Origin of the sequence: Bacillus sp. FSL K6-2944, from assembly GCF_038005385.1 — a bacterium.
Classification (GTDB): Bacteria; Bacillota; Bacilli; order Bacillales; family Bacillaceae_G; genus Bacillus_A; species Bacillus_A cereus.
This window is the reverse complement of the sequence record NZ_JBBOTE010000001.1, coordinates 2,686,739-2,701,563: the sequence shown is the minus strand read 5'-3', so window position 1 is coordinate 2,701,563 and position 14,825 is coordinate 2,686,739. Positions and strand designations below refer to the sequence as shown.

Genomic DNA, 14,825 nt, shown 5'->3' with positions numbered 1-14,825 from the left:
TAATATGATGAAATTAAAATTTTATTTAGTATACCTTTGGTATAAAGTATTGCTGAAATTAGGAATTAAGACCGATGAAATTTATTATATTGGTGGAAGTGAAGCGTTGCCACCACCGTTAACAAAAGAAGAAGAGGAAGTTCTTTTGAATAAATTGCCAAAAGGAGATCAGGCAGCAAGGTCATTACTTATTGAACGTAACTTAAGGCTCGTTGTATATATAGCAAGAAAGTTTGAAAATACAGGGATAAATATTGAAGATTTGATTAGTATAGGAACAATCGGCCTTATTAAAGCGGTAAATACATTTAATCCAGAAAAGAAAATAAAATTAGCAACATATGCATCGCGTTGTATAGAAAATGAAATTTTAATGCATTTACGTCGAAATAACAAAAATCGTTCGGAAGTTTCTTTTGATGAACCACTAAACATTGATTGGGATGGGAATGAACTGTTATTGTCTGACGTGTTAGGTACAGATGATGATATTATTACAAAAGATTTAGAAGCTACTGTAGATCGTCACCTTTTAATGAAAGCATTACACCAATTAAATGATCGTGAAAAACAAATTATGGAACTTCGGTTTGGGCTTGCTGGAGGAGAGGAAAAGACGCAAAAAGATGTGGCTGATATGCTTGGGATTTCACAGTCATACATTTCGCGTTTAGAAAAAAGAATTATAAAAAGATTACGAAAAGAATTTAATAAAATGGTGTAAAGAATAAGACCAGCCGTTATGTAGGCTGGTCTTATTCTATTTAGTTGTATTAGGAAAGATAATTTAAATAATAAATCGTGAAAAAACCACATGCATAAAATCCCCTTCAAAGGAAATACTTTACACTGTACAGCAACTCCCGATAGGAGGGAACACTTTGACGAGAAACAAAGTAGAAATTTGCGGTGTTGATACAGCTAAACTTCCAGTATTAAAAAATGAAGAGATGCGTAAATTATTTCGTGAAATGCAAAGTGGAGAGATAAGCGCAAGAGAAAAATTAGTGAATGGAAACTTACGTCTTGTACTGAGCGTCATCCAAAGATTTAATAACAGAGGAGAATATGTTGACGATTTATTTCAAGTTGGTTGCATCGGACTTATGAAATCAATTGATAATTTTGATTTAGGCCAAAATGTAAAATTTTCAACGTATGCTGTGCCGATGATTATTGGGGAAATACGCAGATATTTGCGTGATAATAATCCGATTCGCGTATCGCGCTCATTGCGAGATATTGCGTATAAAGCTTTGCAAGTAAGAGAAAAATTGATTGCAGAAAATTCAAAAGAACCAACAGCAATGGATATTGCAAAAGTGCTAGAAGTAACTCATGAAGAGATAGTATTTGCTTTAGATGCGATTCAAGATCCAGTTTCATTATTTGAACCGATTTATAATGATGGGGGAGATCCTATCTTTGTTATGGATCAGTTAAGTGATGAAAAACAAAAGGACGAGCAGTGGGCTGAAGAATTAGCATTGAAAGAAGGAATGAAGCGTTTAAATGATAGAGAGAAAATGATTATTAGAAAACGTTTCTTCCAAGGAAAGACACAGATGGAAGTTGCAGAAGAAATTGGGATTTCCCAAGCGCAAGTATCACGTTTAGAGAAGTCAGCCATTAAACAAATGAATAAAACGATTCAAGGATAAGGTCTCACCAATTATGGTGAGACCTTTTTATATGTAATATGGTTTGTGCTCATAGTAGGGGATTAGTGTTCATATAATGAAACTAGCATGGTGTTTCGTATAGGTGGCTTCCTGTAAATATGAGAAACAGTTTCCAATTTGTCATATAAGGGAGAGGATAAAAATGGTGATACGAATTTCAGAGTTACAGATGAAGGATGTTATAAATATTTCAGATGGAAAAAGGATTGGGAATATTGGAGATATTGAAATTGATATGAACACAGGGAAAATTTGTTCTGTTATTATTTCCAAACAGACACGTATGCTAGGTATTTTTGGAAAAGATGTTGAGATTGTAATTCCTTGGAAGGAAATTGTGAAAATTGGGGAAGATGTCATACTTGTAAGAGTAAATCCTGTTAATTCTGTAACAGAATCAATACAAACACCGACAATTTCATAAAGAATATTACAAATTCCTCTTTTTTTTCTGTTAGGATTATGAAAAAATAAAAGTATGGTAAAATAGACAGGAAGTACCATGCTTTTTTCTGTTATTTTAATTAAAAGGAGCCGCTTTATTATGAGAGAACCATTTAAATATGTGGACGGTATACTGTATTTACAAGCGTGGAAAGAACTTGGAAACATTACTGCTGGATTTACGACAAAAGATGGTGGGATAAGTACGGGCTCCTTTCATGCGATGAATTTAGGATTACATGTGAATGATATCGTGGAGAACGTTCATGAAAACAGACGCATTTTAGCAAATAAGTTACAAAAACCATTAGAAAACTGGATTTGCTCTGAACAAGTTCATGCTCATCATGTTGAAAAAGTAGGGCAACAGGAAAAGGGAAGTGGTGTCTATTCATATGAGGACGGCATTTCAAAAACAGATGGCATTTATACGAGTAATGAAGATGTTCTGTTAACGTCTTGTTACGCGGATTGTGTTCCGCTCTATTTTTATGCACCATCACATGGTATGATAGGACTTGCGCATGCTGGATGGAAAGGCACTGTACAAGAGATTGCAAAGGAAATGATTCAAAAGTGGAATGCAGAAGGTATTTCAAGTGATGAAATTCATGTTGCAATTGGGCCGTCGATCGGATCTTGTTGTTATGTTGTGGATGATCGTGTATTAACAGCAGCACAGGAAGTAGTTAGCGGTGCTGTTCCTCATCAAAAAATTTCTGACGGGCAGTACGCAATTAATTTAAAAGAAATTAATCGTATATTATGTGTACAAGCAGGCATAAAAGAAGAGCATATTGTAATGTCATCTCTTTGTACAAGCTGTGAAGAGCAACTATTTTTCTCTCATCGTCGTGATCAAGGTAAGACAGGAAGAATGTTGAGTTTCATAGGTTTTAAGGGGGAAGGAAGCAAGTGACAGTACAAGAAAATTTAGTAATTGTAAATGAAGCTATTAAAGAATCTTGCGCTCGAGCTGGACGTTCGTTGCAAGATATTAAACTTGTTGCAGTTACAAAAACTGTAGGGATTGAAAAAACAAACGAAGTAATTGAAGCTGGAATTATCGATTTAGGTGAAAATAGAAATGAAGGTTTCTTACAGAAATACGAGCATTTCGGTTCAAAAGTTAATTGGCACTTTATTGGCTCATTACAAACGAGAAAAGTAAAAGAAATCATTAATGAAATTGATTATTTACATTCGTTAGATCGTCTTTCGCTGGCGAAAGAAATTCAGAAACGTGCTGATAAGAAAGTGAAATGCTTTATTCAAGTGAAAACCTCATCTGAAGAATCGAAGCAAGGATTGGCAATAGAAGAGGTTGTTTCTTTTATTCAAAGTTTGCAAGAATTCGATAAAATTGAAGTGGTTGGACTAATGACGATGGCTCCATTTACAGAAGAAGAGGAAGAAATCAGACGCTGTTTTAAGGAATTACGTATGCTGCAAACAGAGGTGCAGGAGCTAGAGTTATTACATGCGCCATGTAAAGAATTATCAATGGGAATGTCCAACGATTACACAATTGCAATTGAAGAAGGGGCTACATATATTCGTTTGGGAACGATTTTAGTAGGAAAAGCGTAAAAGGAAGGAGAATCTTATTATGAGTTGGTCAAAAGTAAAATACTTCTTTTTTGATACACCGGAAGAAAAAGAAGCAGCTCAATATGGTTATGAAAAGGAGCAAACAGACATGAAAAAGCAGCAAGATCCACCAGAACAACAAGACGTTACGTTTCCGAAAGCGCAACCGAAGCAAAATGTTGTGAGTATTGAAACAGCAAAACAATCTTCAAAAGTTGTTTTATTAGAACCACGCACATATTCGGAAGCACAAGGGATTGCGGACCACTTAAAAGGTAGACGAGCTGTTGTAATTAATTTGCAGAGAATGTCTACTGATCAAGCGGTACGTATCGTTGACTTTTTAAGTGGTACTGTATACGCTATAGGCGGGGACATTCAAAAAATAGGGCCGAAAACATTTATGTGTACACCTGAAAATGTAGATATTGTTGGTGCGATTTCAGAGTTATTCGGTGAAGAAGAAGAAACAAATATAAAGAGGTGGTAATACGCCATGACAACAGTTTTTATAGTGTTAAGTTATGCTATCGAGATTTACTCGTGGGCACTTATTATTTACATTCTCCTATCATGGTTTCCTGGTGCAAAGGAATCATCTTTTGGAGAGTTCCTGGCACGTATTTGTGAACCGTATTTAGAACCATTCCGCCGCTTTATTCCGCCGCTTGGAATGATTGATATTTCTCCAATCGTTGCGATCTTTGCGTTGAAACTTGCTAAAACTGGTTTGTTCAGTTTATTAAGCTATTTCTTATAGTAAGAAGGTAAATACATGAGCATCTACGAACATTTTAGGCCTGATGAGGAGGTCTTTGTGGATAAAGTGCTAGAGTGGAAGCGAGCGGCGGAGTACCATCAAGTGAAGTTAACGGATTTTCTTGATCCTAGGCAACAACAAATTGTTTCTATGGTAATAGGACAAGGTGATATTGCTGTACAATTTGGTGGTGCAACGCCTAATGCAGAGCGTAAAAGAGCACTTATTTATCCAGACTATCTAGAATTAAATGAAGAAGAATTTCAAGTAGAAGTATTAGAAATTGACTATCCTTCCAAGTTTTATACGCTAGAACATAGGCAAATATTAGGTACATTTATGTCTCTTGGTTTAACAAGAGAAAAATGTGGTGATATTTTGCTGCAAGAAAATCGTGCCCAAATTGTAGTTGCGAAAGAAATTGTATCGTATATTGAGATGAACTTACAATCAATAGGGGTAACTACTCAGCTTCTTCAAATAAAAAAACAGGCCAAATACATGTTTCCGATTCGAAAACATGAAAAGAAAATACTCCAATCAGAGAAAGAATCTATGCCAAATAGAGAAATTCTCTTATGAAGTCGTGTTATTCCAAGGAACCGTTCTAGTTTCTATGACTTGGTTTATCGCTTGTAAGACCGATTGTTTTTGTTTTTTCATGGTACTCATAAAGCTTCGTATCTGACAAAAAGATTCTGCGCCTTTCTTACTTCGGAAAGTCCCAGACACTTTCTGTTTTACTTTCGTCATCCGAATATCCCGTTCTGCTTGATTGTTATCAAATGGAATGGCTGGATGTTCTAAAAACGCTAGAATTCTGTCAGAATACTTGACGAAGCGATTCCATAAATTTTGAGAAGGCGTCTGCTTTCCTTTCTTCTTTTGTTTCGTGGAAAGAATCTGTTGTTCTTTCAATATGGATTGATACATAATAAACAGATTCTTTTGCGTCGCTTTTGGCATGGTACCTTCGGATTGCTTTTTCATCGTCAACGCTTGCGTTAGAAATTTCTGCATCTGTTGTGCCCATTGTTCTCCAGTACTATCTATAATTCCTTGTAAATCTCGTAAGAGATGGGCATTACATAAAACGTGACGACAATCTGTATACGCATCATACGATTTCCAACCATCATGCATCGCAATTCCAGAAAAAGATGGCAAGATTTCTCCAGCATCCATTGCTTCTTTTCCACGTTTTTGATGAATATGTTGCAATGTCACCTCCGGTGTACTGGCAGTATGTAACCATTGTGTTTTGTTTTCTACACGCATACCAGTTTCATCAAAATGGACAACAGGAGACTGCAGAATCTTTTCCTTTACTTCTTTTATGAATGGCTGCAATTGAGAAGCGAAAGCCTGTGTATGATTTACCAGGGTTCCTTCGCTTATAGAATGTCCAAAACAATCCTGAAAGAATTCTTTTGTTCGCTTCAAAGAAATGCATTGATAATGCGTTAAATAGGGAATCAGTCTTTTTATATTTGGACCATATTGAACAGGACGAGATACTGTCGAAGGAAATTGGGCTTCTTGGATAGAATGGCAATGTGGGCATTCTTTCTGTTCTACTTTATGTTCTGTCACTTCGATCTGAATAGGTGGTAAGTCATACACTTGGCGAATGCGATACCCTTTTACAGGCTCGTGGTTCAAGGAAGTATGACAACAAGTACAATATGTAGGAGAATGTGTAATCGTATGATCTGGAGTCGCTGTCAAACCAAGAGTATGTCCCTTGTGGCCCAACTGGCCACCCGTTTGACGATGAGACGGTTTGCGCAAACTTTTTGTAACGGGCTTACCCAAACCATCTGTAGAAGGTGGCTTATGACTATTTTTGGAGTTTTTTTTTGAAGCATTTTCTAGTTCTTGTATACGTTTTTCTAACTTAGAAAATGTTTCTTCAAATAAAGAAATAACAGCTTCAGGTCCTTTTTTATATGTATCTAAAATAATTTTTCGATCGACCATAAGATTCACCTCCCCTGTTTGATATACTCAGTATTTACAAATGGGAGGCATATGAAACTAGTAAAATTTAAAAAAGACACCGAAAGGTGGCTGAGTAGTTACCAATAGGGAAAGTAAAAGTCTCTTTAGCGTCAGTGCAAGGAGAACAAATTCTACAGATAGATGAAACGTGGGGAGAGAAATCTGGAACGGTTTCTTCACTTCGTTTAGATGTTATGTTAGCTGAAATGTTACATTTATCTAGACAGAAAGTGCAACCTTTCATAAAAAATGGTTTAGTAAAAGTCAATTGGAAAACAGTGGAGCAAACTTCTTATGAATGCTATCCAGGAGATGTTTTTTCTGTTAGAGGATATGGCCGAAGTAAATTATTTTCTGTAGAAGGTAGAACAAAACGCGACAAATGGAGAATTTTGTATGGTATACTAAAATGATTGGTTTTTTAGAAGGAAATCCTCCTATTTTGTCGAAGAAAAGATATAATTGAAAGAGGAAATTTAGATAACTACTTGGAGGTGGCGTTGTGCCGTTAACACCATTAGATATTCATAACAAAGAATTTGGTCGCGGATTCCGTGGCTATGATGAAGATCAAGTAAATGAGTTTCTTGATCAAATTATCAAAGATTATGAATTGGTCATTCGTGAGAAAAAAGCTTTAGAAGAAAAAGTTGCGCAGTTAGAAGGGAAGTTAGATCATTTCTCTAATATTGAAGATACGTTAAACAAATCTATCGTCGTTGCACAAGAAGCAGCGGAAGAAGTAAAACGTAATGCGCAAAAAGAAGCGAAATTAATTGTGCGTGAAGCTGAAAAGAATGCTGATCGTATTATTAACGAAGCATTAGTAAAATCAAGAAAAGTTGCTTTTGATATTGAAGAGCTAAAGAAACAAGCGAAAGTATTCCGAACTCGTTTCCGTATGTTATTAGAAACACAGCTTGAGATGTTAAACAACGATGATTGGGATAAACTAATTGAATTAGAAGACGAAGTAGATGAACTGTTGAAAAAAGAAGAAACAGTGTAAGCTTGACGTTTTTCTCATTATTACATATAATTTTAAACAACATATTTATTAAGAAAAACGAAGATAGGGATAAGTACCTTTTCAAACCTTATATAGCGAACTGAGGATGGTGTAAGCTCAGGATAAGGAGATAGTGGGAATATCACCCTGGAGTTCCGCGCTGAACAAATAGAGTAAGCGTAGGCGTGTATTCGCGTTAAGAATATAAAGAGGATTCTATACACATGTATATGATCTACTAGGGTGGTACCGCGGGAGACTTTCTCGTCCCTTTTTGGGATGAGAAGGTCTCTTTTTTATTCCGTTTTTTAAGTGTTTCTTTTATACATGTAAGGAGGAATTGAGCATGGAGTACAAAAATACATTACTGATGCCAAAAACAGAGTTCCCAATGCGTGGGAATTTACCAAAACGTGAGCCTGCAATGCAAGAAAAATGGGCTGAAATGAATATTTACGAAAAAGTACAAGAACATACAAAAGGACGTCCTTTATTTGTATTGCATGATGGACCTCCATATGCGAATGGTGACATTCATATGGGACATGCATTAAATAAAGTATTAAAAGACTTTATTGTTCGTTATAAATCAATGACTGGTTTTAGTGCGCCATATGTTCCAGGATGGGATACGCACGGTTTACCAATTGAACAAGCTTTAACAAATAAAGGTGTAAAACGTAAAGAAATGACAGTTGCTGAGTTCCGTAAGTTATGTGCAGAGTATGCATATGAACAAGTAGAACGTCAACGTGAACAATTTAAGCGTCTAGGTGTACGTGCAGATTGGGATAATCCATATATTACTTTAGAGTCAGCTTATGAAGCACAACAAATCAAAGTGTTTGGTGACATGGCGAAAAAAGGTTATATCTATAAAGGTCAAAAACCAGTTTACTGGTCTCCAACGAGTGAATCTGCTTTAGCGGAAGCTGAAATTGAATATCAAGATAAAAAATCAGCATCTATTTACGTAGCATTCCCTGTAAAAGATGGAAAGAACGTATTAGAAGGTGATGAAAAGTACATCATTTGGACAACGACACCTTGGACATTACCTGCAAACTTAGGTATTTCTGTTCACCCAGAGCTTGAATATAGCATTGTAAAAGTAAACGATGAGAAATATATCATTGCTTCTGAGCTGTTTGAGACAGTTGCAAAAACGTTAGAGTGGGAAAATGCTGAAGTTGTGAAAACAGTAAAAGGTAGCGAACTTGAGTACACAGTTACAAAACATCCATTCTACGATCGTGATTCATTAGTTATGCTAGGAGACCACGTAACAACAGATGCAGGTACAGGTTGTGTTCATACAGCACCAGGACACGGGGAAGATGACTTCGTTGTTGGTAAAAAGTATGGATTAGAAGTACTTTGCCCAGTCGATGATAAAGGTGTATTAACAAATGAGGCACCTGGATTTGAAGGCTTATTCTATGATAAAGCTAATAAACCAATTACAGAAAAATTAGAAGAAGTAGGCGCGTTACTGAAACTAACATTCATTACACATTCATACCCACATGATTGGAGAACGAAAAAACCAATTATTTTCCGTGCGACAGCACAGTGGTTTGCATCTATTGAAGCATTCCGTAAAGAATTAATAGAAGCTGTAGCAGAAACAAAATGGGTACCAGCATGGGGAGAAACTCGTCTTCATAATATGGTTCGTGACCGTGGTGACTGGTGTATTTCTCGTCAGCGTGCATGGGGTGTGCCAATTCCGGTATTCTATGCTGAGAATGGTGATCCAATTATTACGGATGAAACAATTAACCATGTAGCAGATTTATTCCGTGAACACGGTTCTAACGTATGGTTCGAGCGTGAAGCGAAAGATCTATTACCAGAAGGATTTACACATCCAGGTAGCCCAAATGGCGAATTCCGTAAAGAAACAGACATCATGGATGTATGGTTCGATTCAGGTTCTTCTCACCAAGCGGTATTAGAAGAGCGCGAAGATTTACAGCGTCCAGCTGATTTATATTTAGAAGGATCTGACCAGTATCGTGGTTGGTTTAACTCTTCATTATCAACAGCAGTTGCTGTAACAGGTAAAGCTCCATATAAAGGCGTACTAAGTCACGGTTTCGTACTAGATGGTGAAGGACGTAAGATGAGTAAGTCGATTGGAAACATTGTCGTACCGAAGAAAATTATGGATCAATTAGGCGGAGACATTTTACGCTTATGGGTATCTTCTGTTGACTATCAATCTGACGTACGTATTTCAGATGATATTTTAAAACAAGTAGCAGAAGTGTATCGTAAAATCCGTAACACATTCCGTTTCTTATTAGGAAACTTAGACGACTTTAAGCCAAGTGAAAATGCAGTAGCTGTAGCTGAACTTCGTGAAGTAGATCGTTACATGTTAGTGAAATTAAATGACTTAATTACAAAAGTTAAAGAAGCATATGAGACATACGACTTCGCTGCTGTGTATCATGCAATTCATAACTTCTGTACAATTGATTTAAGTTCATTCTATTTAGACTTTGCAAAAGACATTTTATATATTGAAGGTGCAAACCACGAAGATCGTCGTGCGATTCAAACTGTATTATATGATGTTCTTGTTGCGTTAACGAAACTTGTAACACCAATCTTACCGCATACAGCTGATGAAGTATGGCCATACATTCCAGGCGTAACAGAAGAAAGTGTACAATTAACTGATATGCCAGAAGCTGTACAATTAGATGACGCGGAAGCGTTAAAAACAAAATGGGATGCATTTATGACATTACGTGATGACGTGTTAAAAGCACTAGAAGTAGCTCGTAATGAAAAAGTAATCGGTAAGTCATTAAATGCAAGCATTACGCTATATCCAACTGCAGAAATGAAAGCTATGTTAGAGTCTATTAGCGAAGACTTAAAGCAATTATTCATCGTTTCTGAGTATAAACTTGGTGGTATGATGGATGAAGCGCCAGCAGATGCACCGAAGTATGAACATACAGCGGTTGTTGTTGCTCAAGCAACTGGTGAAACATGTGAACGTTGTTGGGTAGTTTCAGAAACAATTGGTAAAGATGCTGAACATGAAACATTATGTGAGCGTTGTGCAACAGTTGTTAAAGAAAACTATGTAAAATAATAAAAAAAGCTGACTGCTATTGATGCAGTCAGTTTTTTTGTTTATGGCATATCAAAATCACTTTCAGACTCTTTCCTGTGAAGGAAAAATGTGTGTGAGGTAAGCAAATAAATTTCGGACACACTAACTGTACATTACAGCTAGGAGGAATGTACACGTGAATGAAATTTACATGGAAATAAAAGAAGAATTGCAATTGATGAGAAAAGAGTTGCAAGAGAGACTAGCTAAAGAAGTAATGCACAAATATGATGTCGAGTTCAGCCAAGAGCTTGGATATGAAATTAAGGAAGAGATAAAGAAAAAATTGCTATTACATGATATAAAAGAGGATTTAAAGGATGTAGAACGCGCATTATTTAAAATGGAAATAGACATGTATGGTATTTGTGAAGAGACGGGGAGATTAATTTCGACAAAGCAAATGAAGACAATGCCGACTGCCCGTACGATTCATGAATTCTTTTATGAAAAGGTAAATGTATGAATACGCACAACGATATTATATTACCTTTTTTTAATTTATTTTATTCTTCTATAAAGGTTCATTGTGAAAAGGTAGCAGCTATGCTAAAATTTTGAGGTACACTGTCTTTGTGGGGGAAATGAAAATGATATATTATGTAATAGCGTTATTCGTCATTGCTATCGATCAAATATCGAAGTGGTTAATTGTAAAGAACATGGAATTGGGTACGAGTATTCCGATTATCGACAATGTATTATACATAACATCACATCGAAATAGAGGCGCTGCTTGGGGTATTTTAGAAAATAAAATGTGGTTCTTCTACATTATTACAGTTGTTTTTGTAGTGTTTATTGTATTTTATATGAAAAAGTATGCGAAAACAGACAGGCTTCTAGGTATTTCGTTAGGCCTAATTTTGGGCGGGGCAATTGGTAACTTTATTGATCGTGTATTTAGACAAGAAGTAGTGGATTTCATTCACGTGTATATTTTCTCGTACAACTATCCAGTATTCAATATAGCTGATTCAGCATTATGTATTGGTGTTGTATTAATTATTATTCAAACATTATTAGAAGGCAAGAAAGCGAAGGAGTAATTGAATGAGTGAAGTAGTACAAGTAACAGTTGCAGCAGAGCAAAAAAACGAGCGAATTGATAAATTCGTTGCAGGGATAAATAACGAATGGTCACGTACGCAAGTGCAGCAATGGATTAAAGATAACGTTGTGACAGTAAACGGGAAAGCGGTAAAAGGGAATTATAAAGTAAAAGAAGAAGATGAAATTACAGTAACAATTCCTGAACCAGAAGAGTTAGATATTCAACCAGAGGATTTAAATTTAGAAATTTATTATGAAGATGCAGATGTGCTTGTTGTAAATAAGCCACGTGGTATGGTTGTACATCCAGCACCAGGGCATACAAGTGGTACACTTGTAAATGGCCTTATGCATCATTGTACAGACTTATCAGGCATTAACGGTGTAATGCGTCCAGGTATCGTGCATCGTATTGATAAAGATACATCTGGACTATTAATGGTTGCTAAAAATGATATGGCACATGAATCGCTTGTGAATCAGCTTGTAGCAAAAACAGTAACGAGACGTTACAAAGCGATTGTACACGGTGTGATTCCGCATGATAAGGGAACGATTGATGCTCCGATTGCTCGTGATAAGAAAGAGCGTCAAAGTATGACAGTTGATGAAAATGGTAAGAACGCTGTTACGCACTTCCAAGTGTTAGAACGCTTTAAAGACTTTACACTTGTAGAATGTCGCTTAGAAACGGGACGTACGCACCAAATTCGTGTTCATATGAAATATATTGGCTATCCACTTGCAGGAGATCCGAAGTATGGTCCGAAGAAAACGTTAGATATGAATGGACAAGCACTTCATGCGGGTATTTTAGGCTTTGATCATCCTCGTACGGGTGAATATATTCAGTTTGAGGCACCGATTCCAGAAGTGTTTGAAGACGCATTAAATATTTTACGAAAATAGTATTGACAAATCATAAGAAAACTGAGATACTGACAACAGTTAAATAATGATCCTTTAACACAGCCCCGTGAGGTTGAGAAGGTAACGGTTTGAAATACTTAGGGTATGTTGTACCCTTTTTTCAAAAGTCCTCTCGCACACGCTGAGAGGACTTTTTTTATACCATTACTCTCACGCAAGAAAAAAGCTTGGAGGTGTAGAGCATGCAAGAGAAAGCTGTCGTTTTAGATGACCAAATGATTCGCCGCGCTTTAACACGAATTAGTCATGAAATCGTGGAACGAAATAAAGGTGTCGATAATTGTGTTCTTGTCGGAATTAAAACTCGTGGAATTTTTATTGCACAACGTTTGGCAGAACGAATTGGTCAAATTGAAGGAAAAGAAATGGAAGTTGGAGAGTTAGACATTACGTTATATCGTGATGATTTAACACTACAATCGAAAAATAAAGAACCACTTGTAAAAGGTTCTGATATCCCTGTAGATATTACGAAGAAAAAAGTTATCCTTGTGGATGACGTATTATATACAGGAAGAACAGTTCGAGCAGCAATGGATGCTCTTATGGATTTAGGTAGACCATCTCAAATCCAATTGGCGGTTCTTGTTGATAGAGGTCATCGCGAATTACCAATTCGCGCTGATTATGTAGGGAAGAATATTCCAACATCAAGTGAAGAGCGTATCGAAGTTGATTTGCAAGAGACAGATCAACAAGATCGAGTAAGCATATACGATAAGTAAAGCCCTTTTAAATGTAGTCCTGTGAGGCTGCCAAAGGGTCTTGGCTTTCATATGTCAAATTTGGCATACGAAAGTGTAGGACTCTTTGTGCACAGGCACAAAGAGTTTTTTTATTGCAAAGATTTAAACTGAAGGAGGATGTAACAATGGAACAAAAGCCAGTGTTAGACGTTAATGAAGTACCGAAACCGGGAAAATGGTTATTTTTAAGTATACAACATTTGTTCGCGATGTTTGGATCAACAGTGCTTGTTCCGTTTTTAACAGGATTGAATCCATCAGTAGCATTAATATCAAGTGGATTAGGAACGTTAGCATTCCTTCTTATAACGAAAGGTCAAGTACCTGCTTATCTAGGGTCATCATTCGCCTTTATCGCACCGATTATAACAGCGAAAACGGCAGGTGGACCGGGAGCGGCAATGCTTGGTGGTTTGCTAGCAGGACTTGTGTACATCTTAATCTCACTCGGAATTAAGAAATCAGGATCAGAGTGGATTATGAAATTACTACCACCAATCGTAGTTGGTCCAGTAGTAATGGTAATCGGTCTAGCTTTAGCACATACAGCAGTTAACATGGCGATGAACGGTGCGGATGGCAAATATAGCTTTACACACTTTTCAGTAGCGTTAGTAACATTAGCAATTACAATTATATGCTCGATATTTGGAAGAGGATTTTTCAGTATCATACCAGTGTTACTTGGCATTATCGGCGGATATATCTTCGCTTACTTCCAAGGGCTAGTAGACTTAAAGCCGGTAGCTGAGGCAAAATGGTTTGTTGTACCAGATTTCACAGTACCATTTGTAACATACACACCAGAGTTTTCATGGAAGATTGTACTCTTGATGGTACCAGTTGCACTAGTAACAATATCAGAACATATCGGACATCAAATTGTTCTTGGAAATGTTATTAAAAGAGATTTAATTGAAAAACCAGGTTTACACCGTTCAATCTTCGGTGACGGAGTAGCAACATTAATCGCGTCACTAATCGGTGGGCCACCGAATACAACGTATGGTGAAAACATCGGTGTGCTAGCAATTACGAGAGCATACAGTGTATACTTATTCATCGGTTCAGCAGTATTCGCAATCATGTTCGGATTTATCGGTAAGATTTCTGCACTGATTCATTCGATCCCAACACCAGTTATGGGTGGTGTATCAATCTTACTATTCGGTGTAATCGCATCAAGCGGATTACGCATGATGGTAGATGATAAAACAGATTTAAGTGACAAACGAAACTTAATGATTGCATCAGTAATATTAGTAATCGGTATTGGTGGAGCGGTACTTCACGTAGGAGAATCATTCCAAGTAGAAGGAATGGCACTAGCAGCAATTGTAGGTGTACTGTTAAATCTACTACTACCGGAAACGAAACAAATAAAACAATCTAAGCAGATTGCTTCATAATAATAACCTTTTAATTCAGTCCTGTGAGACCGGAAAGGGTGGCTTCTTTCTTGCACCCTAGTCTCACA

The 14,825-nt window shown here is 36.7% G+C and carries 15 protein-coding genes, 2 pseudogenes and 1 other annotated feature; of the genes and pseudogenes, 16 read left to right on the top strand and 1 reads right to left on the bottom strand.

Translation table 11 applies throughout. The features are described 5' to 3' along the window. The first annotated feature begins 4 nt into the window (after positions 1-4). From sigE to MHH55_RS13510, 8 genes and pseudogenes are all read left to right on the top strand, one after another. The gene (sigE, locus tag MHH55_RS13545; protein WP_000976948.1) at positions 5-724 is read left to right on the top strand and encodes an RNA polymerase sporulation sigma factor SigE; all 720 of its coding nucleotides are present in this window, start codon (positions 5-7) and stop codon (positions 722-724) included. Positions 725-881: 157 nt separating this feature from the next. Next, entirely contained in the window at positions 882-1,661 is a 780-nt protein-coding gene (gene sigG / locus MHH55_RS13540; protein WP_078186705.1) for an RNA polymerase sporulation sigma factor SigG, read from the top strand. A 163-nt stretch (positions 1,662-1,824) separates the two neighbouring features. Continuing rightward, positions 1,825-2,106, top strand: a complete 282-nt coding sequence (locus MHH55_RS13535; RefSeq protein ID WP_000236745.1) for a YlmC/YmxH family sporulation protein — start codon at positions 1,825-1,827, stop codon at positions 2,104-2,106. Positions 2,107-2,226: 120 nt separating this feature from the next. After that, positions 2,227-3,045, top strand: coding sequence for a peptidoglycan editing factor PgeF (gene pgeF, locus MHH55_RS13530; RefSeq protein ID WP_017657591.1), 819 nt, complete (start codon positions 2,227-2,229; stop codon positions 3,043-3,045). Further along, a complete protein-coding gene (locus tag MHH55_RS13525) occupies positions 3,042-3,716 on the top strand; it encodes a YggS family pyridoxal phosphate-dependent enzyme (protein WP_000218005.1) in 675 nt (224 codons plus the stop codon). The genes pgeF and MHH55_RS13525 overlap by 4 nt, the downstream gene beginning before the upstream one ends. A gap of 19 nt (positions 3,717-3,735) precedes the next feature. Next, a complete protein-coding gene (locus MHH55_RS13520; protein ID WP_000119129.1) occupies positions 3,736-4,206 on the top strand; it encodes a cell division protein SepF in 471 nt (156 codons plus the stop codon). 6 nt (positions 4,207-4,212) lie between these two features. After that, on the top strand, positions 4,213-4,476 hold the full coding sequence (locus MHH55_RS13515; RefSeq protein WP_000214233.1) for a YggT family protein: 264 nt from the start codon (positions 4,213-4,215) through the stop codon (positions 4,474-4,476). 15 nt (positions 4,477-4,491) lie between these two features. Further along, positions 4,492-4,935, top strand: a pseudogene (locus tag MHH55_RS13510) (YlmH/Sll1252 family protein); the annotation flags it as partial. A 117-nt stretch (positions 4,936-5,052) separates the two neighbouring features. Here the strand turns inward: MHH55_RS13510 and tnpC are convergent. Next, on the bottom strand, positions 5,053-6,456 hold the full coding sequence (gene tnpC, locus MHH55_RS13505) for an IS66 family transposase (protein ID WP_100910632.1): 1,404 nt from the start codon (positions 6,454-6,456) through the stop codon (positions 5,053-5,055). 104 nt (positions 6,457-6,560) lie between these two features. Between tnpC and MHH55_RS13500 the strand changes: the two are divergent. The 8 genes and pseudogenes from MHH55_RS13500 to uraA all read left to right on the top strand — a co-directional run. Beyond that, positions 6,561-6,890: pseudogene (locus MHH55_RS13500) on the top strand (S4 domain-containing protein); the annotation flags it as partial. Between the two features lie 89 nt (positions 6,891-6,979). Then, positions 6,980-7,486 (top strand): septum site-determining protein DivIVA, encoded by a 507-nt coding sequence (divIVA, locus tag MHH55_RS13495; protein WP_001131611.1) that lies wholly within the window; start codon positions 6,980-6,982, stop codon positions 7,484-7,486. A gap of 51 nt (positions 7,487-7,537) precedes the next feature. Then, positions 7,538-7,761: a binding site (T-box leader), on the top strand. Positions 7,762-7,832: 71 nt separating this feature from the next. Beyond that, complete coding sequence (gene ileS2, locus MHH55_RS13490; RefSeq protein ID WP_078186359.1) at positions 7,833-10,598, top strand: isoleucine--tRNA ligase; 2,766 nt, start codon at positions 7,833-7,835, stop codon at positions 10,596-10,598. 157 nt (positions 10,599-10,755) lie between these two features. Continuing rightward, positions 10,756-11,085, top strand: coding sequence for a molecular chaperone DnaK (locus MHH55_RS13485; protein ID WP_001002956.1), 330 nt, complete (start codon positions 10,756-10,758; stop codon positions 11,083-11,085). Positions 11,086-11,209: 124 nt separating this feature from the next. Continuing rightward, entirely contained in the window at positions 11,210-11,668 is a 459-nt protein-coding gene (gene lspA, locus MHH55_RS13480; protein WP_000642185.1) for a lipoprotein signal peptidase LspA, read from the top strand. 4 nt (positions 11,669-11,672) lie between these two features. Further along, on the top strand, positions 11,673-12,581 hold the full coding sequence (locus MHH55_RS13475) for an RluA family pseudouridine synthase (protein ID WP_000005831.1): 909 nt from the start codon (positions 11,673-11,675) through the stop codon (positions 12,579-12,581). 203 nt (positions 12,582-12,784) lie between these two features. After that, entirely contained in the window at positions 12,785-13,327 is a 543-nt protein-coding gene (pyrR, locus tag MHH55_RS13470; RefSeq protein WP_001156491.1) for a bifunctional pyrimidine operon transcriptional regulator/uracil phosphoribosyltransferase, read from the top strand. Positions 13,328-13,473: 146 nt separating this feature from the next. Continuing rightward, positions 13,474-14,757, top strand: coding sequence for a uracil permease (gene uraA / locus MHH55_RS13465; protein WP_000435928.1), 1,284 nt, complete (start codon positions 13,474-13,476; stop codon positions 14,755-14,757). Positions 14,758-14,825: the final 68 nt, after the last annotated feature.